Below are 21,972 nucleotides of genomic sequence, written 5' to 3'. Positions count from 1 at the left end.
AACCCTTAGACAACAGAATGAAAATTGACACCCGAATACACTTTGAAGTAAGTGAACGCAAGATTTTGCTTCGCTTATTCGACACGGTATTTGTAATTTTGGCGCTATTTCTGTTGGATAGCTTTGTTGATTTCCAATATATCGATGTTTCGCTAGACAATGTTTGGTGGATTGTGATCTTAGGTTTATACGTAAATGTCATCGGAACTATTTTCGAAATGTACAATTTACAGGTCGCTAGTAACCAATTTCAGGTAGTTCGAAGTATACTGCTTACCGCTTCCACTACAGTTTTATTCTACTTACTTACACCTTTTTTGACACCTTTTTTACCGAGTAACCGACTTCAAATCATCTACTTTTTTGTCGCGATTTTCTCAGGGTTGTTAATCTGGCGTGTCTTTTATCAGGCTTTTCTGGCTTCTCACAGATTCGAGAAAAAAGCAGTATTGATTTGCGATAAAGAAGAAATTGTAGAGTTGGTTGGCGATTTACAAGCGGCCGATCCGCATTACCGCGTTATTGGTTACATCGATACAGGAAAATCAGAAAGTTATGTTTTTAATTACGGTGGTGTAGATGCCGTTCAGACGGAAAACTTAGTACAGTTTATTCAGGAACAAACGGTTTCTGAACTCGTTATTGCGGGCGCAAAAGCTGATATCATTACCGTACCGCTATACAACGAATTATTGCGATTGCTGGAGTTTGGATTCCCTATTAAAGAATATACGCAAGTTTACGAAACGCTCACACAGCGTATTCCTATTCATTACTTAGATCGCGATTTTTATCGATACTTTCCCTTCAGTCGAAGCAATCAAAACAAATTGTATCTGATTTTTGTTCGAGCTGTGGAGATTATTCTCGCTATTGCAGGCTTGCTAGCTGGATGTGTAATCTTACCGCTGATTTTGTTGGGAAACCTACTCGGAAATCGCGGACCGTTATTCTACAAACAAATTCGCGTAGGCAAATTCGGAAAGCCTTTTAAAATCTACAAATTTAGAACCATGGTGAAGAATGCTGAAGCAGGTTCCGCTGTTTTCGCAACTTCTAATGACGTACGTGTAACCACTTTCGGAAAATTTTTGCGAAAAACCCGCCTGGACGAAATTCCGCAGTTTATCAATATTTTAATCGGCGATATGGGTTTTATCGGTCCGCGACCCGAACGCCCCGAGTTTGTGCAAGAATTATCCGAGATTATGCCTTTCTACGAAACAAGACATATAATAAAACCGGGATTAACGGGCTGGGCACAAGTAAATTACTCCTACGGACAAAGCTTTGAAGACAGCTTAATTAAATTGCAGTACGATTTGTACTACATTAAACACCGAAGTATCTTCCTCGATTTAAATATTGTGATTAAGACCTTTAGCACGATTTTGTTTTATCGCGGTCAATAGGTTAGAATCAAATAAAAGTAACAAAAGTACGGCTGTATAGATAGGCGCAAAAAGCAAGAGCTGAGGTTTGTTTAGCACATAAATCAGGTGAACCAAAACAGAAACTACTGCCAATACTTGAAGCGTTTTTCTGCGAACGGATTTCTTTTCCGCGAAAGCGAAATACAGAAATAAAGGATTGAATAATAAAATGTTATAGTTCCACAGCACTTCAACATGGTCGCTATACAAACCTGCTGCCGCAAGAAAAATTCCGAGAAAACCCAAAACTACAAATAAGAATCGGCGCGTATATTCATGTACGAAAACCAATAACAATAAGATCGCAAATAAGGTGAAAACGGAGTTCCACCAAGGCACTTCAAGCGCTAATGAAGCTTTGTTTAATATATTGGTTTTGGAAACAACTGCCTGATCTTGAATCTCATATGCGTTAAAAAGCTGTTCCGGTAAGAATACAGCATCTGCCTTGTTGTCGGTGTAGTAGCCAAACATGATGTTGATTCCCAAATTCTCGAAGTATAATGGCGACTGGTATTCGCTAACAATTTCTCGAAAGCTCTTTTCTTTAATCTCGTTTATAACTGCTGGCTTGATTAAACTGTGTTTTGCGATTAGATCGGCAACCATCGTTGTGCAATTTCGATGGAAAAATTTGTATGTGTAAAATTTCCCGTCTGAATTTACGATAGCGGCTAAATCATTTATAATCGCCTGTATTTCATGTGATTTTAAATTTAAAACCTGCTCTTTAATCCCTCGTTGTTCAAAAACGTAATTGGCGTAAAAATCTTCGTAACGATCGATTCCAACAAAGTATTTCAAATCGCCTTTCACAAATTTTAAATAGAAATTTGGTGTCGAAAAATCGAAGTATCCAAAATTCACTACAAAATCAAATCCTTGCTGCTCGTCGTAAAATCGGAGTCCGGTGTGGCCGTACAACGAATACAATTGGCTTCCGGCACTAACGGTTAATAAACTGCATTTGGTATTCGCAGACGCTGTAGGAATTTGGGCTTTCGCCGAAAAGAAGCAAAACGAAAAAACAATAAGTAGATAACGAATCATCGTCTAAATATATCAAGATCAACTTTTACAGAGAAAACATTGCTGTACAAGGCGGCACTTTGGTCGCCTAAATCGGTTAATGCATAGTCGATTTGAATACCGCGGTATTTGAACCCTAGTCCGATATTGGGCTGAAAACCCAGTCGTTTAGAACCGTCAATTTCTTCAATGTCCTGAAAATTTCCAACGCCTGCTCGAACAAAAATTAAATCGGTGTAGCCGTATTCAAAACCAAGTGCCGGATCAATGGAGTAGCCGCTGCCCGAAATTAAATCGTTCGTTTGTTCAAAACGCATGTTTAGATTGGTACTAGCTAAAAGACTGGTTTCGTTGTGAAATTCAAACAGTTTTGCTAAACCAATTTGCAGTTTCGGCAAAGTAATCTCGGTACTTTCGGGTAATTCGGCATTTTGTCCCGGAACAGCATCCGAAATTGTTTTAAATGCCTCTTCATCAATTGTCCAAATGTTGTACGTTGTGGTAATGTCTCGCGCCATCACACCTAATTTCCATCCGGAACGCTCGAACTGAAATCCTAAATCTAAACCAACGCCCCACGATGAGGCAAAATCGCCAATTACCCGACGGATGATCTTTGCTGAAATACCGTATTGAAATCCAGGCACTTGCAAACTTCGAGCGTAGGAAAAGGTAAGTCCGTAATCGGCGGTAGAGAATAGAGAAATACGGTTATAATCGATATTTCCTTCGGAATCAATAAGTTGAGTGGTGTTCAAGATGTCGTCGACACCAAATCGAATTAACGAAAATCCGAAAGCACTTCGATCGTCAATGTTTTTTGCATAGCCAATGTAGTCGTATTGCGCAATATTCGCAAAATAACTAGCGTGCATTAAAGCAACCTGATCGCGTTCAACGCCAAGTAGTCCAGCCGGATTCCAATAGCCTGCTGTAACGTCGGAAACATGTGCGGTCACGGCATTCGACATACCGAGCGCACGTGAGTCGACACCAATGTTCATAAATTCGTTTGAATATTTACGCACTGCCTGAGCGCTAGCAAATAGCGAGAAAACAAGGCTTAACAGAACGAAGTTATATTTTTTTTGATTCATAATTTTTTTCGGCAATCAGCTCGCAAAAGTATAGATTTCACAGTAAAGCATCGGACTATTTCGCAATTAAAATGCGCCGAAATCGCCGAAATCTTCTTCAACAAAACGAATTTCGGTTCAGCTTATTGCCTTACATTTGCTTGCTTACATTTTATAGCATGACAAAGCACATTCCGAATACTATTACGATACTGAACTTGTTTTGCGGTTGCGTAGCCGTAATACAACTGTTCGAAAAACATTACGATTGGGCCTTTTTCTTTGTAGCGCTCGGTATTTTCTTCGATTTTTTCGACGGTATGGCGGCAAGAATATTCAACGCGGCTAGTCCGCTTGGCTTACAACTCGACAGTTTAGCCGATATGGTAACCAGTGGAGTAACTCCGGGCTTGACATTGTTTTTTATGCTACAAAATTCAAGCGGAATGCCAGCCGACTCCTTGATTCCTTACCTCGGATTTCTTCCCACTTTAGGCTCTTGTTACCGCTTGGCAAACTTTAACATTGATACGCGTCAAACCGATTCTTTTATAGGAATGCCAACGCCGGGCAATGCGCTTTTTATCGTTAGTTTACCTGTAGTTTTAGCTTCAACTACAAGCCTGATTGCTGTTGAGCTACTTACAAATCACATTTTTTTAATTGTGCTTGCTGCCTTGAGTGCGTTTTTATTGAATGCACCAATTCCTTTGTTTTCACTGAAATTTAAGTCGTTTCGTTTGTCTAAAATGAAGTTCCAACTGGTTTTAGTGTTATTTTCGGTAGTAAGTTTGGTCGTTCTTCAAATTGCGGCTGTACCTCTGATTATTTTTCTGTACGTAGTTTTGTCAATGCTAAAAAATGCCACGGAACGTAAATCCCAGAAAACGAGCGCCTAGGCGGAAATCGAATTCGAAAAATCAGCTTCGCAATCGAATTTTTCTCATACTACTCTTGTGTGGAACTGTTGCGCTTTTAATAGTATTGAATAAAGCCACTTTGTTGCGGTATTTAGGCTTTGTAACAGATCGTTACGAACAACGAGCCAGCAACACAACGAACACCAACCAGCGAACCAAAGAAGTTTTTACGAGTTTTCCGAAGAGTACATTCGGTATCGATGTCTCCGAATATCAAGGTCGGATTCGTTGGCAGGAAGTTGACTCTGCATACGGAAAGCCGATTGAGTTTGTGGTATTGCGCGCCACAGCTGGAACGAATTATGTCGATAAACAATTTAAAAGCAACTGGAAAGCCATTCGTAGATTAGCGGTTATTCGAGGTGCATATCATTATTTTCGTCCGGACGAGAATTCTTCTGCGCAAGCGGAAAACTTCATAAAAACAGTGCAGTTAAAGCCCGGCGATTTACCTCCAATATTAGATATCGAGCGCGTTTCTTCAGTACAAAGCTTGCATAATTTACGTAAAGGTTTGCGCAATTGGCTGAGCCTTGTGGAAGCGCATTACGGCGTTAAACCAATTATTTATTCGGGAAAGAAATTTAAAGAAGCGTTTTTAGAAGAAGAATTTTCTGGATATCGTTTTTGGATTGCGGCGTATACTGTAACACAAAGGGAGTTTCCTGCGCAGCAACTTTTTTGGCAGTTTTCTGAATCTGGATCAATTCCGGGCATTCGCGGATCGGTAGATTTGAATATTTACCGAGGAAATAGCGAGGCGTTAAACCGATTAACTATTGGGCGGTAAAGTCTAATTTCTTTTTACGCAATTCGAAATTCTGACCGAGATATACGCGACGAACAACTTCGTCTTGAACCAATTCTTCGGGAACACCTGCTTTTAAGATGCCGCCTTCAAACATCAGATAGGTTTTATCGGTAATGGCAAGCGTTTCCTGAACATTGTGATCGGTAATTAAAATTCCGATGTTTTTGTTTTTGAGTTGCGCTACGATTCGTTGAATATCTTCCACAGCAACGGGATCGACACCTGCGAAAGGTTCGTCTAGAAGAATAAACTTCGGATCGGTAGCCAAACAACGCGCAATTTCAGTACGTCGACGTTCACCTCCGGAGAGTAAATCGCCGCGATTGGTACGTATGTGTTGGAGTGAAAATTCGTCTAAAAGCGACTCCATTTTCGCAACTTGCTGTTCTTTAGTGAGATTCGTAAGTTGCAAAACGCTTAAAATATTGTCCTCAATACTCAGTTTGCGAAAAACCGATGCTTCCTGCGCTAAATAGCCAATACCTTGCTGCGCCCGTTTGTACATCGGGTAGTCGGTAATTTCTAAATCGTCGAGATAGATTTTGCCTGCGTTAGGCTTCACCAAACCAACAATCATGTAAAATGAAGTTGTTTTCCCAGCACCATTCGGGCCGAGCAATCCTACGATTTCACCCTGATTTACTTCCACCGAAACGCCTTTTACGACACTTCTTCCTTTATAGGTTTTAACTAAATTATCTGCGCGTAAAATCATTTTTATTGGTTTGATTGTTCTTCTAAAGCTTCCCAAAACTCGTATGCCCGACGCAAATGCGGAATAACTATGGTTCCGCCAACTAGCGTAGCAATTCCCATGGCTTCCATCATTTCTTCTTTGGTAACACCGTGTTTGTAGCTGGTTTCTAAGTGGTATTTAACGCAATCGTCGCAACGCAAAACAGTCGACGCTACTAAGCCCAAAAGCTCTTTTGTTTTCACGTCGAGTGCACCTTCTTGATAGGCATTGGTATCTAGATTGAAAATGCGTTTCACAACCTTGTTCGGGTCGGAAAGCAGTTTTTCATTCATTTTAGAACGGTATTCGTTAAATTCGGTTACTAGATTGCTCATTTTTCAAACGATTATTTACTACTACTTTAGCGATAAAAATACTGCATTCATACAGCACCAGTATCGGAATACTTACCAACAATTGCGAGGTTACATCGGGTGGCGTAACAATTGCTGCGATAATCAATATAATTACGATCGCAAATCTTCGATATTTTCTTAGAAATTCGGCCGTTACCAGACCAAGTTTGGCTAAGAAATATATAATTACCGGCAATTCAAAAACCAAGCCAGAGGCAATAAGCGAAGTTTTTACCATCGATATGTACGAATCAACGTTAAATTGGTTCACTATCGTATCGCTCACTACAAAAGTGGCGAAGAAATTTACCGATAACGGTACGACCAAGTAAAATCCGAACAAGACGCCGAGGAAAAAAAGTAAAGAAGTAACGAATACAAATGCGATTGCCATTTTTCGTTCCTTCTCGTATAATGCCGGCTTGATGAATTTCCAAATTTCAAAAAGGATGTAAGGAAATCCGAGGATAAAACCTGCGGCAATGCACGTCCAAATGAAAATGGAAAACTGCCCGCCTACATTCGTATTTTGTATGATGAAACTAAAATCTTTTACACACGTCGATTCGTCGTCGAGACCTAAATATTTGGTGGTTTCACAAAAGAACTCGTATGTAATAAAATCGGGTCGTGTTGCGGCAAAAATGATATCCGAAAAGATAAAATCAATGAAGAAATACGCCACCACAGCACATATTAAAATGGCAACAGTGCTGCGAATCAACATCCAGCGAAGTGCTTCAAGATGATCTAAAAAAGTCATCTCTTTCATGCTTTTTTCAGCCATTATACTATTCCTTCTTTTAAAATATCGTGTAAATGAAGTACACCTTTATATTCGTCGTTATCAACTACAACCAGCTGTGTAATCGAAAAATCTTCCAAAATATTCAAAGCATCAACAACCATTGTATTCGACGTGATGGTTTTCGGATTCACCGTCATGATATCTTTAGCCATTAAACCACTAATACTGTCTGTCTTATTAAGCATTCTACGAATATCGCCGTCGGTAATGATACCAACTACCTTACCTTGATCGACCACAGCAGCCACGCCTAAACGCTTTTCAGAAATTTCGAAAATAGTTGCTTTTATTGAAGTGTCTGGACTCACTTGCGGTTTAAGCGTATTGGCGAGCATATCTTTTACGCGAAGCAGCAATTTCTTGCCCAATGCGCCGCCCGGATGATACTTGGCAAAATCTTCGGCAGTAAACTGTTTCATTTCCATTAAAGTCACCGCCAAAGCATCGCCCATAACCAGCTGAGCTGTCGTCGAGGAAGTTGGTGCTAAATTAAGCGGACAAGCCTCTTCGGTTACGGTTGTGTCGAGAACTAAATCGGATTGCTGTGCTAAAAACGAATGCGTGTTGCCCGTCATTCCAATTAAAATATTGCCAAAGCGTTTAATAATCGGCGCAAGTACTTTAATTTCCGGACTGTTGCCGCTTTTGCTGATGCAAATAACAACATCGCCCGCTTGCACCATACCTAAATCGCCGTGAATGGCTTCGGAAGCATGAAGAAATAAAGAAGGCGTTCCAGTACTGTTTAAAGTAGCTACAATTTTTTGTGCAATGATGGCACTTTTTCCAATTCCGGTAACCACTAAACGACCTTTCATCGAAAGTATCGCTTCCACCGCCGAAACAAAATCGGGAGTTAATAAGTCTGCCAACTTTTCAATCGCCTTACTTTCAGATAAAATCGTTCGTTTGGCGGTATCAAGGATGTTTATTTGCGTCATGAAAAGTGTACTTGAGAAGTATTTGTAGATTCAGAGGAATGTTGTACTTTTAGTATTGCAAAATTAAGTAAAATCCCCTTTTTTATCGCATGAATAATAAGGAAATCGACATTCATAATGAGCTCAAGAAACACTTTGGTTTTGACAGCTTTAAAGGGCTTCAAGAACAAGTAATTCGGAGTATTCTCGCCAATCAAAATACTTTTGTTATAATGCCAACCGGGGGCGGTAAGTCGCTCTGCTACCAGCTTCCAGCGCTTGTTTTAGAAGGAACAGCTATCGTTGTTTCGCCGCTAATTGCCCTGATGAAAAATCAGGTCGATGCCATTCGAAGCCTTTCCGACAAAGAAGGAGTTGCTCATGTTTTAAACTCTTCGCTGAATAAAACGGAAATCAATCAGGTTAAAAAAGACATCACAAATGGTGTCACCAAACTCCTATATGTTGCGCCCGAATCGCTAACAAAAGAGGAATATGTTCAGTTTCTACGATCTGTGCCCATTTCTTTTGTTGCTATAGACGAAGCGCACTGTATTTCGGAATGGGGTCACGACTTCCGTCCGGAATACCGCAATTTGCGACATATCATCAAACAGTTGGGCGAAGTTCCCGTAATCGGGTTAACCGCAACTGCAACGCCAAAAGTTCAAGAAGATATCTTGAAAAATTTGGATATGACCGATGCAAAAACTTTTAAAGCGTCGTTTAATCGTCCGAATTTATTCTACGATGTACGTCCGAAAACTAAAAATGTCGAGGCGGATATCATCCGATTTATCCGTCAATACAAAGGAAAGTCGGGAATTATTTACTGCTTAAGTCGCAAGAAAGTAGAAGCCATCGCCCAAGTTTTACAAGTTAACGGCATCAGCGCTGTGCCGTATCACGCCGGCCTCGATGCAAAAACACGTGCCAAACATCAAGATATGTTCCTGATGGAAGATGTTGATGTTGTTGTGGCTACCATTGCCTTTGGTATGGGAATCGATAAGCCAGACGTACGTTTTGTAATTCATCACGACATTCCTAAAAGTTTAGAAAGTTATTATCAAGAAACGGGTCGTGCCGGTCGCGACGGTGGCGAAGGCTATTGCTTGGCTTACTACTCCTATAAAGATGTCGAGAAACTCGAAAAATTCATGTCGGGGAAACCCGTTGCCGAACAAGAAATCGGATTCGCGCTCCTGCAGGAAGTCGTTGCTTACGCAGAAACTTCGATGTCGCGACGAAAATTCCTGCTTCATTATTTTGGAGAAGAGTTCGATAGCGAAAACGGAGAAGGCGCCGATATGGACGACAACGTTCGCAACCCAAAATCAAAGGTAGAAGCGCAAGATCAAGTCGTAAAATTGCTGAAAGTAGTTCGCGACACCAAGCATTTGTACAAAGCCAAAGAAGTGATTTATACCTTGATTGGAAAAGTAAATGCGGTGATCAAAGCGCACAGAACCGATTCGCAGACGTTTTTTGGTTCGGGCGAAAAACACGACGAGCGTTATTGGATGGCGCTCATCCGACAAGTGTTGGTGGAAGGTTTGCTGACAAAAGACATAGAAACCTACGGAATTTTAAAAGTTACCGAAAAAGGTTTGGATTACATCGACAATCCGACTTCGTTTATGATGTCGGAAGACCATGAATACGATGAAAATGAAGACGATTCGATCGTAACGGCAAGTAAATCTTCGGGAACAGCCGACGAAGCGTTGATGGCTATTCTCCGCGATTTACGCAAAAAAGTTGCCAAGAAAGCGGGCGTTCCGCCGTTTGTGGTTTTTCAAGATCCATCGCTCGAAGATATGGCACTCAAGTATCCAACAACGCTCGAAGAATTGAGCAATGTGCATGGAGTAGGTGAGGGTAAAGCCAAAAAATACGGCAAGGAATTCGTGGAAATGATTAATCGTTACGTGGAAGAGAACGATATCATTCGTCCGGACGATTTGGTGGTGAAGTCAACCGGGGCAAATTCGGCTAATAAATTGTACATCATTCAAAACATCGATCGCAAGCTGTCACTCGACGATATCGCATCGGCAAAAGGCTTAACGATGGATGCCTTGCTGAAAGAAATGGAGCAAATTGTGTACGCCGGAACCAAACTAAATATCAAATATTGGATCGACGATATTCTCGACGAAGATCAGCAAGAAGAAATTCACGATTACTTTATGGAGTCGGAAACCGATCGAATTGAAGATGCATTAAAGGAATTCGACGGCGAATACGATATTGATGAATTGCGATTGATGCGCATCAAATTTATCAGCGAAGTAGCAAACTAAGTTAATCAGCCAACACAGCGCGATGCGGTTTTAAAATATCTCGGTATTTTAAAATTTCATCGCGCTGCACGATTACAAAGGCTAGCGAATGAAATTCCGAAACGTTTTCTGAGCCAATCTCGTAGAAATTTGCGTGCTCGGCGGCGGCAAATTCCGTTAAATGCTTTGCGTGATGTACCGCGGTTTGCGCTGCTGCTGCGCCGCGAAAATCCCAAATGAGCTTCACTTTTTCCATGGTTCAAAAGTAGTTATTTCGGCGGACACATTTTCATTGGAAACGATTGCCCGCGGCCGCGATTGAAACGGAAAGCACGCAAAGCAAATGAGCAAGAGCCCTTGGTAGTTTTGTGCGACCAACGGAAGCGCAAAAATGCCGTAGGGATGTGCGAATTTTGCTGCGTACTTGTAGTGAAAAGCGCGAAATGCCGCCCAAAAAAAGCAAATCTTTATAGAATTCGACTTCAAAGCAGGAGATTTTGCAATTGTAGGTAGCGTTTTTATTTGGGCAGCTGCCGGCAAAATACGTTTTCATCAACGTTAGAGTTCCAGCCGGCACCGCGCTATCCGCTGTATCTGCTGCTCGGCAAACGCCGCTCGCAGCAGGATGCCGCTCCTATCGCTGCTGCGAAATCTGTGCTCGAAAATACGTCCTCGAAAATCGTTTTCTCCTTAAATACAAGTCAAAAAAAAACGAGATGCCAACCAAAGTCGGAATCTCGTTACCTTATCGAACAGTTCTTTTCGCTACTTCGCGATATTTACCGCACGTGTTTCACGAATAACCGTAATTTTTACCTGACCCGGATACGTCATTTCCGTTTGAATTTTTTGCGAAATATCAAAACTTAAACTCGCAGCGTGATCATCGCTAACTTTTTCACTTTCAACGATTACACGTAATTCGCGGCCCGCTTGAATTGCATACGCATTTTTCACACCGTTAAAGCCGTAAGCAATGTCTTCCAAGTCTTTCAAACGCTGAATATACGAATCGAGCACTTGTCGGCGTGCACCTGGTCGCGCACCTGAAATAGCATCGCAAACTTGAACAATTGGCGACAACAGCGATTTCATTTCAATTTCGTCGTGGTGTGCGCCAATAGCGTTACAAACTTCTTCTTTTTCGCCGTATTTCTCGGCCCATTGCATACCAAGTAAGGCGTGTGGTAAATCGCTTTCTGTTTCCGGAACTTTACCAATATCGTGGAGTAATCCGGCGCGTTTAGCAAGTTTTACGTTAAGACCTAATTCGGCAGCCATCAAACCACACAACTTTGATACTTCTCTACTGTGCTGCAGCAAGTTTTGTCCGTACGACGAGCGGTATTTCATACGCCCAACCACCTTAATCAGCTCCGGATGTAATCCGTGAATTCCTAAATCAATAACGGTACGTTTACCTACTTCAACAATTTCTTCCTCAATTTGTTTGGTTGTTTTGGCAACAACTTCTTCGATACGAGCCGGGTGAATACGTCCGTCGGTTACTAATTTGTGTAAAGCAAGTCGTGCAATTTCGCGACGTACAGGGTCGAAGCACGATAAAATAATGGCTTCCGGCGTGTCGTCTACAATAATTTCAACACCAGTTGCGGCTTCGATCGCACGGATGTTTCTACCTTCTCGACCGATAATTCGACCTTTAACATCATCCGACTCAATGTTGAATACCGAAACGCAGTTTTCAACGGCTTCTTCAGTTCCCACACGTTGAATGGTATTGATGATGATCTTTTTCGCTTCTTGATGTGCGGTAAGTTTCGCTTCTTCAACCGTTTCCTGAATGTACGCCATGGCGTTAGAGCGCGCTTCTGCTTTCAATCCTTCGATAAGCTGATTTTTAGCTTCCTCGGTTGATAATCCTGAAATCACTTCGAGTTGCTCTAACTGACTCTTGTGCATGCGATCAACTTCCTGTTGTTTGCGTTCGAGTACTTCGATTTTAGCCGACAATTCTTTGGTTTTGGCCTCGTAGTCGTCGTTAATTTTCTTGGCCTTAGCGAGTTCACCTGAAACTTGCGATTCTTTGTCGCGAATGCGTTTTTCTACTTCGGCAACTTTCTTATCGCGCGATAAGATGACTTGCTCGTGCTCGGCTTTCATTTCAAGAAACTTCTCTTTAGCTTGAAGAATCTTGTCTTTTTTTATGTTTTCAGCTTCTAAGGCTGCATCTTTTAAGATCGATGCGGCTTCCTTTTTTGCGTTCTTTATCAGGTTTGAGACGTTTTTCTTTTCCAAGAATTTAGCGATTAGAAATCCGCCTACAATTCCGATAATCGCTGCAATAATTGCAATTGTGTTCATATTTTGGGTTAAGTTTAAAAAAAAGCCTGCATTAATCTGTGAATAAACTCGTAAAGACAAGTTTTGAGCTAGCGTATTGTTCCAGGATCTGCGACAAAGGCAGCATGCTGTAGTAATACCGATTTGCTCATTCTAAATTGTTAGTGTTGAGTTTACCAATAATGAATTAATGCAGGCAGTATCGATGTATGTTAAGAACGTTATTTTTCGAGCACTTGTCCTAAAATAGCATTCATATTCTTGAGCTTTTCGAGCGTTTGCACATCAATATTTTGTTTATCAATTTGCTGTTGCTCCAACTGAGAGGCAAACTGTAAGGCGCACATGGCCAAAACATCTTGCTTATCTCTAACGGCATAGTTTTCTTCAAATTGCTTGATCATGGCATCAATTTTCTTAGAGGCAAGTCGTAACGCTTCCTCTTGCGAAAAATCTACAGTGAGCGGATACACTCGGTCTGCAATTGATATTTTGATCTTTAATTTGTCGTCCATCTAGTCTGCTAATTGCGCTATGCAATAGTCAATTTCTCGAATTAATGAATTTATTTTAAGCTTCGTATCTCTTTTATATTCGTCACTGCCAAGTAAAGAATTGGCCATTTTCTGAGCTTCTAGCGCCTGCGCAAGTTCTTGAATCTTCAAATTTAACTGCTCTTCTCGTGCTTTTGAGTCGGTTAACGCCGTTGTTAACTGACTGTTATGTAGCTCAACTTGCTGCAAACGAGCCAATAACGCGTTTATCCGATTCTCAAGCGTCGTTACTATGGCAGCTATTTCACTCATAAATGCTCCGTTCCTTACTTATTTCACAAAGTTAAAATTAGTTTTCGTTGTGGCAATATATTTGTTGACTTTTGAATAACGTTATTTTTACGGTTTTTCCGTAACAGCAATTCAATCTGTTTATGCAACTTTGTACCTATACGCCAGTTATGAGTAAAATATTAGCATTTCTCTGCCTCTTTTTTTCTTTACAAATAGTTGCACAATCCGCATATCCAAAGGATTATTTTCAATCGCCACTCGGAATTCCTCTTCAACTTTCGGGTTCTTTCGGCGAACTTCGCAGCAATCATTTTCATACCGGAATCGATTTTCGAACACAGCAAAAGGAAGGTTTACCCATTTTCGCTTGCGCAGAAGGATACGTGTCTCGAATAAAAGTTTCTACGACTGGAAACGGCAAAACCATTTACGTTGATCATCCCAACGGTTACACTACGGTTTACGCACATCTTCAAAAGTTCGACTCTGCCATTGCAGCCTATGTGAAACAAGCGCAGTATCAAGCGCAATTATTTGAAATTGAGTTATTCCCAAAACCTAATGAATTACCCGTTTCGCGAGGTCAACAAATTGCTTTTTCGGGTAATTCGGGAAGTTCGTCGGGTCCGCATTTGCATTTCGAAATTCGTGAAACGGTTTCCGAATTGAGCGTGAATCCACTTTTTTTCGGATTTGATAAACTTATTGCCGATACGAAGCGTCCGGCTATTTCAAGTATTTTGGTGCATCCCGTGAGTGAAAACGCTTGTGTTAATGGAACACGCGAGGCGATTAGCGTGAATTTGAGTTTGCAAGAAAACGGAAATTACATCGCCGATCCCATAAAAGCGAAAGGAAAAATTGGTTTCTCAATCGCGGCTACCGATGCTTTCGACTACGCTTACGGTAAAAACGGTCCGTACACTATTGAAACGTGCGTAAACGGCAATCGGAACTTTATGTTCACCGCTGATAAGTTCTCTTTCGATGAAGTGAGATACATTAATGCTTACGTTGATTATTCGCGACTCAAAAAAACAGGCGTGCGCTATCAAAGATTGTTTATGAATCCGCCGTATCCTTTGCGCAATCTTCAAACCGATATTCAGGCTGGAATAGTTGATGTACAGACAAATCTTGCTGCCACTTATCGCATCGAAGTTGCCGACTACGCCGGAAACAAAACAGCAGTTGATATTCCAATTACCTACGATCCTAAAGAAGTGATAACAGCAGCAAAGCCTAAAAGTGAACTTCCAATCTTAAAATACGACATCGAAAATTTGTATGAAGAAGGTCGTTTTGCAGTTTCGGTAAAGCCACTCACATTTTATGCAAACTTTCCAATACTTTTTAAAGCTACTGAAAACGAACTCGAATTCGCAGCAGATGACATTCCGGCACATCAAAACGTTACCATTTCATACGAAGCCGATCATTTGACTCCCGAAATTTTTGAAAAGAGTTTTATTGGTTCCGTCGACGGGAATCGCTTAAAATTCATTCCCACCAAAAAGCAAAACAATAAGTTAATTGCTTACACGCGAAATTTAGGACAGTTCCGAATTGGTTTGGATACCATCGCTCCAAGCATCAAAGCTTTCAACATCAAAGAAGGAAAATGGATTTCTAAACAACAAACCATCATTTTTATCGTTTCAGATAACGGAAGCGGAATTTCAAAATACGAAGGATATATCAATGGAAAGTGGGTCTTGTTTGAGTATGAACCCAAAGACAAGTCGCTTACTTACTTCATTGACGACTCCCAATTAGTTGACGGTAAGAACGACTTGCGCGTAATTGTTACCGATGAGCTCGGAAATTCTGCTATATTTGAAACATTCTTCCACAGGAAATTAAATTAAACGGGTACCATTGATAACTTTTTCACGATTAACCATTGCCTTTTTATTGTGTTTTACGGCACAAGTTTTTTCACAAACAGCACGTATTCAAGGTATTATTCTTAATGACAATAATGAGCCGATAGAAGGAGTGACCGTTGTTGCCGATACCGACAAAACAAGTTCAAATTCCAACGGCTATTATTTGTTGAAAATACCCGCGAATCAGGAAATTACAGTCCGATTTACGCACATTACCAAAAAAGTATATCAGATAAAAGTAAAGTTAAGTCCCAATGAGGTTTTTGAGTTTAATCCGGTTTTAAAATCCGACGAAGAGCAGCTTTCGGAAGTAATTCTTAATTCGAGATCTCGAAAACGACTCGAAGGTGCTATTGCTATTGATCCGGTGGTTATTCGAAAAATTCCGGGTGCAAATGCCGGTGTCGAAAACATTATAAAATCGTTTGGTAGCGTTTCTTCGAATAACGAATTAAGTACGCAATATTCGGTGCGTGGTGGTAGTTACGACGAGAATTTGGTTTATGTAAATGAAATCGAGGTGTATCGACCGTTCCTTGTGAGATCGGGCCAGCAAGAAGGTTTGTCGTTTACAAACAGCGACATGGTACAAAATGTCGAGTTTTATGCAGGAGGTTTTCAAAGCAAATACGGTGATAAAATGTCGTCGGTGTTGGATATTACCTATCGTACACCAACGAAATTTGGCGCTTCCGCAGAAGGTAGTTTTCTAGGTGGAAGTGCTTCAGTTGAAGCTGTTTCTCCGAATCAAAAATGGTCGTTTTTAACAGGAGTTCGGTATCGCGACAACAGTTTGTTCGTGAATTCCCAGGAAACTGAAACCAATTTCCGTCCGACATTTGCAGATGTTCAAACGTATGTTGTTTTTCGCCCGTCTTCAAAATGGGAACACAGCTTTCTCGGAAATATTGCGCAAAACCAATACCGAAACGAACCGATTTTTAGGCAAACCAACTTTGGAACCATCGATGATCCCATTGCTCTCGTGATCGACTATGAAGGAAATGAAAATGTGCAGTACAACACCACGTTTGGCGCTTTTAAATCGATTTTCAAGCCAACAGAAAATTTGAATTTCCGCTTCATTGCTTCGGCGTATCATGCTGTAGAACAAGAGTATTTCGATATTTTGGCAGGATACGGTTACGGCGATGTAAACACGAATATCGGAAGCAACAACTTAGGCGAAGTAGAATATGTAACGCGTATCGGAAACCAATTAACACATGCGCGCAACGATTTAGATGGTTTGATTGTTAACTTCGAAACAAAAGCGACTTATCGAATTCTCGACAAGGAAGGTAAAGGAAATAAGCACCTTTTTGATTTTGGGATTAAATACACACGAGAAGATTTTCGAGATCGTTTAGTGGAATACGAGGTGATTGATTCCGCAGGTTTTTCGATGGCGCCGCCGAATTTAGATATTATTCGCAACGACCAGCCGTACACCAGTTTTGAAGGACCTCTAGTTCCGTTTCAAAGCGTACGAGCTACCAATTTCGTTCAAGTAGATCGGTATTCGGGGTATCTTCAATACGGTAATCGCATGAAGTGGGGAAGTACCGACGTTACGTTTAATACAGGAGCACGCTTTCATCAGTGGAGCGTTTCTGGAGAGAACATCAATTCGTCAACACAGCAAACGGTTAGTCCACGTGCCCAGTTTTCCTTTAAACCCGCTTGGAAACGCGATATGTTGTTTCGACTTTCAGGAGGTTTTTACCACCAACCGCCTTTTTATCGCGAAATGCGTGCACCAAACGGTCAGGTAAATCCCGACGTAAAGGCGCAAGAATCCATCCATTTAGTGGCCAGTCACGATTATAGCTTTAAAATGTGGCAACGACCGTTTCGACTAACATCGGAAGTGTTTTACAAATGGATTTCGGATGTCAATACGTTTACTGTTGATAATGTTCGTATTCGCTACGCCGCAAATAATAATGCTGAGGCGTATGCCAAAGGCTTCGATATGCGTTTGAATGGCGAATTTGTTCCCGGCACCGAAAGCTGGTTTACTTTTGGCTATTTGAAAACGGAAGAAAATATTGATAATCGCGGATTTATTGCGCGTCCGACCGATCAACGATTGAAGTTTGGAATTCTGTTTCAGGATTATATGGAAAAGATTCCCAACGTAAAAGTTTACATCAATTTGGTTTACAGTACAGGATTGCCAGGTGGAAGTCCGTCGTACGCTGATCCTTACGTGTTTCAAAACCGACTTAACGATTATCGTCGTGCCGATGTTGGATTTTCGTACGTTTTCACAGAAGGAAATCAAAATCGTCCGGATGGTCATTGGTTGAAACGATTTAAAGATTTATCTGCGGGCTTAGAGATTTTTAATTTGTTCAACAACCAAAACTCGATCACCAATACTTGGGTGAGAGATACTTTTACCAGCCGACAGTTTGGGGTGCCGAACTACCTGACAACACGCGTTTTTAACTTGAAATTTACAGCTCGTATTTAGGCAGACATCGAAATAATCTCGTATTTTTGATAAAAGCCTTTGTATGAAACTTAAAGCATTTATTTTATTTGCTCTTGTAGCGACTGTAGCAATTTCTTGTAAAAAAGAGGAAGAAACGCCTAAGGTTATTTACGATGCGAGTACACAAAAAGGTTCAGAAGTTCCCAAAATTGACACTGTTTCTATTGAAGTTGCCGACTTACCTGTACACATACCGGGTACGCAGTACTTGATTCATCCGGTTGGGAAATTGAGTTTGCGCAGCGACTATAAATCTTCCAATATGTATTCTGGAGAAGTTGGATCTAACGCTCCGAGCAACATCTCTAATTACAGAGATTTTGAAATTACGGGTATGCTCAGCAATTTGAAGTTTCAAAAAGTAGGTCAAGACAGTATTTATGCACTGAGTGAAAAGCCTGTTTACATACAGACGGCAACTTTTTTAAAATCGGTTGCCGACAAAGCCAAGCAGCAATTTTTGGTTTACACCTTGGAAGATGAAGATACCAATCGCGACGGTCAGTTGAATGAAAAAGACATCAAGGCGTTGTATATCAGTAATTCTGATGGTTCTAATTTCGAGAAACTCACCGCTCCATTTCACGAATTAATCGATTGGAAACTCATCGAAGAAACAAATACGATCTATTTCAGAACTGCTGAAGATTCTAACAAAAACGGCAAGTTTGATGTTGAAGACAAAATTCATTACAATTCGCTGAAACTTCCAGGAAAAGCTGCCGACGTTAAAAACTACAAAATACAGTAGTTACTTCGCCGTGATAAAACCGCTAAAATAGCCGATTAGGGAGATGGCCAAGGTTAAAATCACAAAAAACACAAAGAACAAGAACAGTAATAATAGCATTCTTAAAATTACAAAGCTAAGCTTCTGTTTATTGTACAATTGAATATATAACCAAGCTGGTAAAAAATAGGATGGGAAATCAAGTAGCGTAGCGAGTAAGGGCGATACGCCATTGATAATTAATGCGTATTTAACTGGTGTTAATACGATGGTGTAAACGAGTATTTGAGCGCCAATAAAGCAATTAATTACGATATTTTCAATGTAATTATATCCGTATTTTTTGAAGGAAAGCCAAGAACAAAAGGCAAAAATCGGAATCAGTAAAATATTGAAAATGGCGTAATGATCGATCATCCATTGAATAGCCGATTTTACACTGTTTACTTGTTTTTTGGAGCCGCCAACTATTGTTAAATTTTGCTCTACGTAATCAAAATAATGCATGGTTAAACCCGCAATACCTCCCAAAACGAAAACCAATAAAACAGGTTTGTAGTGGTTTATTCGTTTTCCTTCCAAAAACTCTCTAACGGTATGTCCGGGTCGAGTAAATAATTCTTTTATGGTAAAGCTGAGTCCTTTGTTAAGGTGTAGAAACGTGTATTTACTCTCGTCTATTAGGTATTGTCGATCTAGTCTAACAGTTGCGGTTTTTTGTCCGCAGTTCGAGCAGTATTTTCCTGAGGTTTCGCTTTCACAATTCTTGCAAGTTAGCACAGCTTCCATAGTTAATTTGTTTGAGATTTAGACTCGTAAGTTCGTCCGTGAATGTACTCGATTTTTTAAAAAAGTTAAAAAAATCTAAATCAAAATATCACTCTCCAAATCTGATTTTTCAATACGGAAATCAAATCCCAAGCGACGTACCAGCTCTATAACCAAATTCTTATACCAATTTTCGGACTTGGGATGAATGTAAATGCAGTCGATCAAAGTATCAATGTCGATTTCTATCTTCAAGCCGTTGTCGATTTCCAAACCGTAAGGCGAAACATCAGTAATCACGCGGATTTCGCGCTCGTACTGAAAACTCTTTCGTTTAAATAAGAAGGGAAAATACGGATTCTCAAACGGTATGTGCTCCTTTTTGTAGTCGATGTAATTAACTTCTCCGATGTGTTGCACATATTCTTCGTTTGCAACGAGTGCCTGTTGTAAGCGTCCTAATGTAGTTTGAATAGCCAAACCTTCGTTGCGTTGTGTGAAAATTTGCCACATGGCAAACGATTCGTATTCGTTGATGTGCCAACTACTAATCACCACTTTTTTGCGCTGCGCTTTGTAGTAATCGAGAAATCCGGGTTTGTATTCGGCTAGTTTTTTAATCTCTTCGTAGGTCGGTTCGCTGAAAGTACCTTCGTATTGATCTTCGAATTTATCCGACCGCGACATAAACAACTTTCTGTACAGCAGCAAGTCAACGAATTTGGATAAATCGAGATATTTCCAAATAATCATATTTGGGTCGGATGTCAGCGCAATTTCAGCATTTTCAACAAACATGTATAAACCATTTATTGATTGCTAAAGTTATGTCTTATCGTTCAAACGATTGCATGTTTACTAACTTAAAATACGTTCCTTTTTTCGCTAGTAAACTGTCGTGCGTGCCTTGTTCTACAATTTCACCTTGATTCAAAACTACAATCAAATCGGCATTTTGAATGGTCGATAAACGGTGCGCAATGACAACCGACGTTCGGTTTTGCATCATATTTTCCAAAGCCACTTGCACGAATTTTTCACTTTCGGTATCTAAAGCTGAGGTCGCTTCATCCAAAATCATAATCGGTGGATTTTTCAAAACCGCTCGTGCAATCGATAAACGCTGTTTCTGACCACCCGATAACTTATTCCCACTGTCGCCAATATTTGTTTCAATACCGTTGGGCAGAAGTCGTATGAATTCGGTAGCATTTGCAATATCCAAAGCGGCTTGCAATTCTTCGTCGGTGGCGTCGGGTTTTCCCAACAGCAAATTTTCGCGAATACTGGCATTAAACAAAATACTGTCTTGGGTAACCATACCAACCAAATTGCGCAACGACTCCAAAGTCATTTTCTTTATTGGTGCTCCGTCTATGGCAATGCTACCTTGTTGTACGTCGTAAAAACGTGTGAGTAAATTGGCAATCGTCGATTTTCCAGAACCACTTTGTCCAACTAAAGCAACGGTTTTTCCTTTCGGGATTTCGAGTGAAAAGTTCTTTAAAACGGCATCATCTTCGTAAGCAAAAGTGACTTTCTCTAATCGAACCGAGGTTTCAAAACTCGTTTTTACTACGCTGTCTTTTTCATCGACAATCGGATTTTCGGTTTCCAAGATATCTAATATCCGATCGGCAGCGGCATTTCCGCGTTTCACCGCATAACTCGCTTTAGAAATGGCTTTTGCAGGCGTTAAAATATTATATGCCAAACCCATATAGGCAATAAATTGTGCGCCTTGTAACGATTGCTCAATCAAAACCATGTGTCCGCCGTACCACAATAACACCGCAATGGTTACAATTCCCATAAACTCGCTAACAGGAGATGCTAAATTCTGACGGTGCGAAATTGCGTTAGATAAATGAAAAAATTTACTGGTCGATTTTTTAAAGGTGTTGATAAATCGTTTTTCAGCATTAAAGCTCTTCACTACTTTCAATCCGCCTAAAGTTTCCTCGATAGTCGACAGAAAGATGCCTTGTTCGACCTGTGCGCGGCCCGACTGCTTTTTAAGTTGCTTTCCGATAAGGCTGATCACATAACCCGAAATGGGAATAAAGATGAAAACAAAAAGCGTTAATTTCACACTGATCCCAAACATCATCAAGATAGTGAAAATGATTGTAAGAGGTTCTTTTACAGCCATTTCTAATATAATCAGATACGAATTTTGGACTTCGTTGACATCGTTCGAGATACGCGCAATAACATCTCCTTTTCGCTTTTCAGAGAAATACGAGAGTGGCAACTCTACGATTTTTTCATACATGGCGTTTCGAATATCCTGGAGAAGTCCGTTTCTCAAAAAGGTGATGAAAAACATTGCGAAATAGTCTGAAAGGTTTTTCAGCAAAAAAATGCTGATAATCCCTGCAATCATCACGGCTAATGTTCGTTCTTCACCGTACGTGTCGGTCGTATGCGTAATATAGTAACTCAAACTGTCCTGCAAATACGACTTTATTTCGTAAATACTAGTATAGACGGGTTTGTCGCGGAGTTGTTTGGTTTGATCGAACAAAACCTGCAACATTGGAATGAGTGCTACGAACGACAGCGTGCTGAATAATGCGTACAGCACATTGAAAAAGATGTTCAGAAAAGCAAACCGCT

20 protein-coding genes and 1 other RNA gene are annotated in these 21,972 nt (G+C 40.6%); 7 read left to right on the top strand and 14 right to left on the bottom strand.

Annotated elements, in window-relative coordinates; all coding sequences use genetic code 11:
* Nucleotides 1-17 precede the first annotated feature (17 nt).
* Nucleotides 18-1,412, top strand: coding sequence for an exopolysaccharide biosynthesis polyprenyl glycosylphosphotransferase (locus ACOVQQ_RS10465; RefSeq protein ID WP_421818143.1), 1,395 nt, complete (start codon nt 18-20; stop codon nt 1,410-1,412).
* Here ACOVQQ_RS10465 and ACOVQQ_RS10460 read toward each other — a convergent pair.
* Entirely contained in the window at nt 1,359-2,483 is a 1,125-nt protein-coding gene (locus tag ACOVQQ_RS10460; RefSeq protein WP_421818142.1) for a DUF4105 domain-containing protein, read from the bottom strand. The two genes, ACOVQQ_RS10465 and ACOVQQ_RS10460, sit on opposite strands and share 54 nt — an antisense overlap.
* Nucleotides 2,480-3,466 (bottom strand): PorV/PorQ family protein, encoded by a 987-nt coding sequence (locus ACOVQQ_RS10455; protein ID WP_421818172.1) that lies wholly within the window; start codon nt 3,464-3,466, stop codon nt 2,480-2,482. The genes ACOVQQ_RS10460 and ACOVQQ_RS10455 overlap by 4 nt, the downstream gene beginning before the upstream one ends.
* A 251-nt stretch (nt 3,467-3,717) precedes the next feature.
* Here ACOVQQ_RS10455 and ACOVQQ_RS10450 point away from each other — a divergent pair, with 251 nt between their 5' ends.
* Together ACOVQQ_RS10450 and ACOVQQ_RS10445 are read left to right on the top strand one after the other, a co-directional pair.
* Nucleotides 3,718-4,437 (top strand): CDP-alcohol phosphatidyltransferase family protein, encoded by a 720-nt coding sequence (locus tag ACOVQQ_RS10450; protein WP_421818141.1) that lies wholly within the window; start codon nt 3,718-3,720, stop codon nt 4,435-4,437.
* 85 nt (nt 4,438-4,522) lie between these two features.
* Entirely contained in the window at nt 4,523-5,248 is a 726-nt protein-coding gene (locus ACOVQQ_RS10445) for a glycoside hydrolase family 25 protein (RefSeq protein WP_421818140.1), read from the top strand.
* Here the strand turns inward: ACOVQQ_RS10445 and lptB are convergent.
* Genes lptB through ACOVQQ_RS10425 form a run of 4 tightly spaced genes read right to left on the bottom strand, consistent with a single transcriptional unit; the run spans nt 5,235 to nt 8,110 of the window.
* Nucleotides 5,235-5,984, bottom strand: coding sequence for an LPS export ABC transporter ATP-binding protein (gene lptB / locus ACOVQQ_RS10440; RefSeq protein WP_421818139.1), 750 nt, complete (start codon nt 5,982-5,984; stop codon nt 5,235-5,237). The two genes, ACOVQQ_RS10445 and lptB, sit on opposite strands and share 14 nt — an antisense overlap.
* Nucleotides 5,985-5,986: 2 nt before the next feature.
* Nucleotides 5,987-6,340, bottom strand: coding sequence for a carboxymuconolactone decarboxylase family protein (locus ACOVQQ_RS10435; RefSeq protein WP_094486238.1), 354 nt, complete (start codon nt 6,338-6,340; stop codon nt 5,987-5,989).
* A complete protein-coding gene (tatC, locus tag ACOVQQ_RS10430; RefSeq protein WP_298147946.1) occupies nt 6,315-7,148 on the bottom strand; it encodes a twin-arginine translocase subunit TatC in 834 nt (277 codons plus the stop codon). Before tatC ends, ACOVQQ_RS10435 begins: the two co-directional genes overlap by 26 nt.
* Nucleotides 7,148-8,110 (bottom strand): KpsF/GutQ family sugar-phosphate isomerase, encoded by a 963-nt coding sequence (locus ACOVQQ_RS10425; protein WP_421818138.1) that lies wholly within the window; start codon nt 8,108-8,110, stop codon nt 7,148-7,150. The genes tatC and ACOVQQ_RS10425 overlap by 1 nt, the downstream gene beginning before the upstream one ends.
* Before the next feature lie 89 nt (nt 8,111-8,199).
* On the opposite strand from ACOVQQ_RS10425, the gene recQ reads away from it, so the two are divergent.
* Nucleotides 8,200-10,395 carry a DNA helicase RecQ gene (gene recQ, locus ACOVQQ_RS10420; RefSeq protein ID WP_298147940.1) on the top strand — a complete coding sequence of 732 codons (2,196 nt, stop codon included), beginning with the start codon at nt 8,200-8,202 and terminating at the stop codon, nt 10,393-10,395.
* 1 nt (nt 10,396) lies between these two features.
* Here recQ and ACOVQQ_RS10415 read toward each other — a convergent pair whose 3' ends face one another.
* The 5 genes from ACOVQQ_RS10415 to ACOVQQ_RS10395 all read right to left on the bottom strand — a co-directional run bounded on the left by ACOVQQ_RS10415 (nt 10,397) and on the right by ACOVQQ_RS10395 (nt 13,484).
* Complete coding sequence (locus ACOVQQ_RS10415; RefSeq protein WP_421818137.1) at nt 10,397-10,630, bottom strand: hypothetical protein; 234 nt, start codon at nt 10,628-10,630, stop codon at nt 10,397-10,399.
* A 509-nt stretch (nt 10,631-11,139) separates the two neighbouring features.
* Nucleotides 11,140-12,699, bottom strand: coding sequence for a ribonuclease Y (gene rny / locus ACOVQQ_RS10410; RefSeq protein WP_298147934.1), 1,560 nt, complete (start codon nt 12,697-12,699; stop codon nt 11,140-11,142).
* A gap of 44 nt (nt 12,700-12,743) precedes the next feature.
* Nucleotides 12,744-12,851: non-coding RNA, 6S RNA (gene ssrS, locus ACOVQQ_RS10405), on the bottom strand.
* Nucleotides 12,852-12,899: 48 nt separating this feature from the next.
* Complete coding sequence (locus ACOVQQ_RS10400; protein ID WP_094486232.1) at nt 12,900-13,193, bottom strand: cell division protein ZapA; 294 nt, start codon at nt 13,191-13,193, stop codon at nt 12,900-12,902.
* Complete coding sequence (locus tag ACOVQQ_RS10395) at nt 13,194-13,484, bottom strand: hypothetical protein (RefSeq protein ID WP_421818136.1); 291 nt, start codon at nt 13,482-13,484, stop codon at nt 13,194-13,196.
* A gap of 149 nt (nt 13,485-13,633) precedes the next feature.
* Here ACOVQQ_RS10395 and ACOVQQ_RS10390 point away from each other — a divergent pair, with 149 nt between their 5' ends.
* Genes ACOVQQ_RS10390 through ACOVQQ_RS10380 form a run of 3 tightly spaced genes read left to right on the top strand, consistent with a single transcriptional unit; the run spans nt 13,634 to nt 18,606 of the window.
* Entirely contained in the window at nt 13,634-15,334 is a 1,701-nt protein-coding gene (locus ACOVQQ_RS10390) for a M23 family metallopeptidase (protein WP_421818135.1), read from the top strand.
* A 13-nt stretch (nt 15,335-15,347) separates the two neighbouring features.
* Nucleotides 15,348-17,834 carry a TonB-dependent receptor gene (locus tag ACOVQQ_RS10385; RefSeq protein WP_421818171.1) on the top strand — a complete coding sequence of 829 codons (2,487 nt, stop codon included), beginning with the start codon at nt 15,348-15,350 and terminating at the stop codon, nt 17,832-17,834.
* 43 nt (nt 17,835-17,877) lie between these two features.
* Nucleotides 17,878-18,606 (top strand): hypothetical protein, encoded by a 729-nt coding sequence (locus ACOVQQ_RS10380; protein ID WP_421818134.1) that lies wholly within the window; start codon nt 17,878-17,880, stop codon nt 18,604-18,606.
* Here the strand turns inward: ACOVQQ_RS10380 and ACOVQQ_RS10375 are convergent, their stop codons facing one another.
* From ACOVQQ_RS10375 to ACOVQQ_RS10365, 3 genes are all read right to left on the bottom strand, one after another.
* On the bottom strand, nt 18,607-19,374 hold the full coding sequence (locus tag ACOVQQ_RS10375; protein WP_421818133.1) for a DUF3667 domain-containing protein: 768 nt from the start codon (nt 19,372-19,374) through the stop codon (nt 18,607-18,609).
* Nucleotides 19,375-19,449: 75 nt separating this feature from the next.
* Complete coding sequence (locus tag ACOVQQ_RS10370) at nt 19,450-20,151, bottom strand: hypothetical protein (protein WP_421818132.1); 702 nt, start codon at nt 20,149-20,151, stop codon at nt 19,450-19,452.
* Nucleotides 20,152-20,185: 34 nt separating this feature from the next.
* Nucleotides 20,186-21,972: ABC transporter ATP-binding protein (locus tag ACOVQQ_RS10365; protein ID WP_421818131.1), on the bottom strand; the 1,787-nt coding region annotated here is incomplete at its 5' end.

Source organism: Flavobacterium sp. (assembly GCF_049240005.1).
In the GTDB taxonomy this organism is placed as follows: Bacteria; Bacteroidota; Bacteroidia; order Flavobacteriales; family Flavobacteriaceae; genus Flavobacterium.
This window is presented reverse-complemented; position numbering and strand designations above follow the sequence as displayed.

Excerpts from the sequence above, each read along its gene's own strand:
- ACOVQQ_RS10465 (WP_421818143.1), top strand. The coding sequence starts at position 18 with ATGAAAATTGACACCCGAATACACTTTGAAGTAAGTGAACGCAAGATT.
- ACOVQQ_RS10460 (WP_421818142.1), bottom strand. The coding sequence starts at position 2,483 with ATGATTCGTTATCTACTTATTGTTTTTTCGTTTTGCTTCTTTTCGGCG.
- ACOVQQ_RS10455 (WP_421818172.1), bottom strand. The coding sequence starts at position 3,466 with ATGAACATTGGTGTCGACTCACGTGCGCTCGGTATGTCGAATGCCGTG.
- ACOVQQ_RS10450 (WP_421818141.1), top strand. The coding sequence starts at position 3,718 with ATGACAAAGCACATTCCGAATACTATTACGATACTGAACTTGTTTTGC.
- lptB (WP_421818139.1), bottom strand. The coding sequence starts at position 5,984 with ATGATTTTACGCGCAGATAATTTAGTTAAAACCTATAAAGGAAGAAGT.
- ACOVQQ_RS10435 (WP_094486238.1), bottom strand. The coding sequence starts at position 6,340 with ATGAGCAATCTAGTAACCGAATTTAACGAATACCGTTCTAAAATGAAT.
- tatC (WP_298147946.1), bottom strand. The coding sequence starts at position 7,148 with ATGGCTGAAAAAAGCATGAAAGAGATGACTTTTTTAGATCATCTTGAA.
- ACOVQQ_RS10425 (WP_421818138.1), bottom strand. The coding sequence starts at position 8,110 with ATGACGCAAATAAACATCCTTGATACCGCCAAACGAACGATTTTATCT.
- recQ (WP_298147940.1), top strand. The coding sequence starts at position 8,200 with ATGAATAATAAGGAAATCGACATTCATAATGAGCTCAAGAAACACTTT.
- ACOVQQ_RS10415 (WP_421818137.1), bottom strand. The coding sequence starts at position 10,630 with ATGGAAAAAGTGAAGCTCATTTGGGATTTTCGCGGCGCAGCAGCAGCG.
- rny (WP_298147934.1), bottom strand. The coding sequence starts at position 12,699 with ATGAACACAATTGCAATTATTGCAGCGATTATCGGAATTGTAGGCGGA.
- ACOVQQ_RS10400 (WP_094486232.1), bottom strand. The coding sequence starts at position 13,193 with ATGGACGACAAATTAAAGATCAAAATATCAATTGCAGACCGAGTGTAT.
- ACOVQQ_RS10395 (WP_421818136.1), bottom strand. The coding sequence starts at position 13,484 with ATGAGTGAAATAGCTGCCATAGTAACGACGCTTGAGAATCGGATAAAC.
- ACOVQQ_RS10390 (WP_421818135.1), top strand. The coding sequence starts at position 13,634 with ATGAGTAAAATATTAGCATTTCTCTGCCTCTTTTTTTCTTTACAAATA.
- ACOVQQ_RS10380 (WP_421818134.1), top strand. The coding sequence starts at position 17,878 with ATGAAACTTAAAGCATTTATTTTATTTGCTCTTGTAGCGACTGTAGCA.
- ACOVQQ_RS10375 (WP_421818133.1), bottom strand. The coding sequence starts at position 19,374 with ATGGAAGCTGTGCTAACTTGCAAGAATTGTGAAAGCGAAACCTCAGGA.
- ACOVQQ_RS10370 (WP_421818132.1), bottom strand. The coding sequence starts at position 20,151 with ATGTTTGTTGAAAATGCTGAAATTGCGCTGACATCCGACCCAAATATG.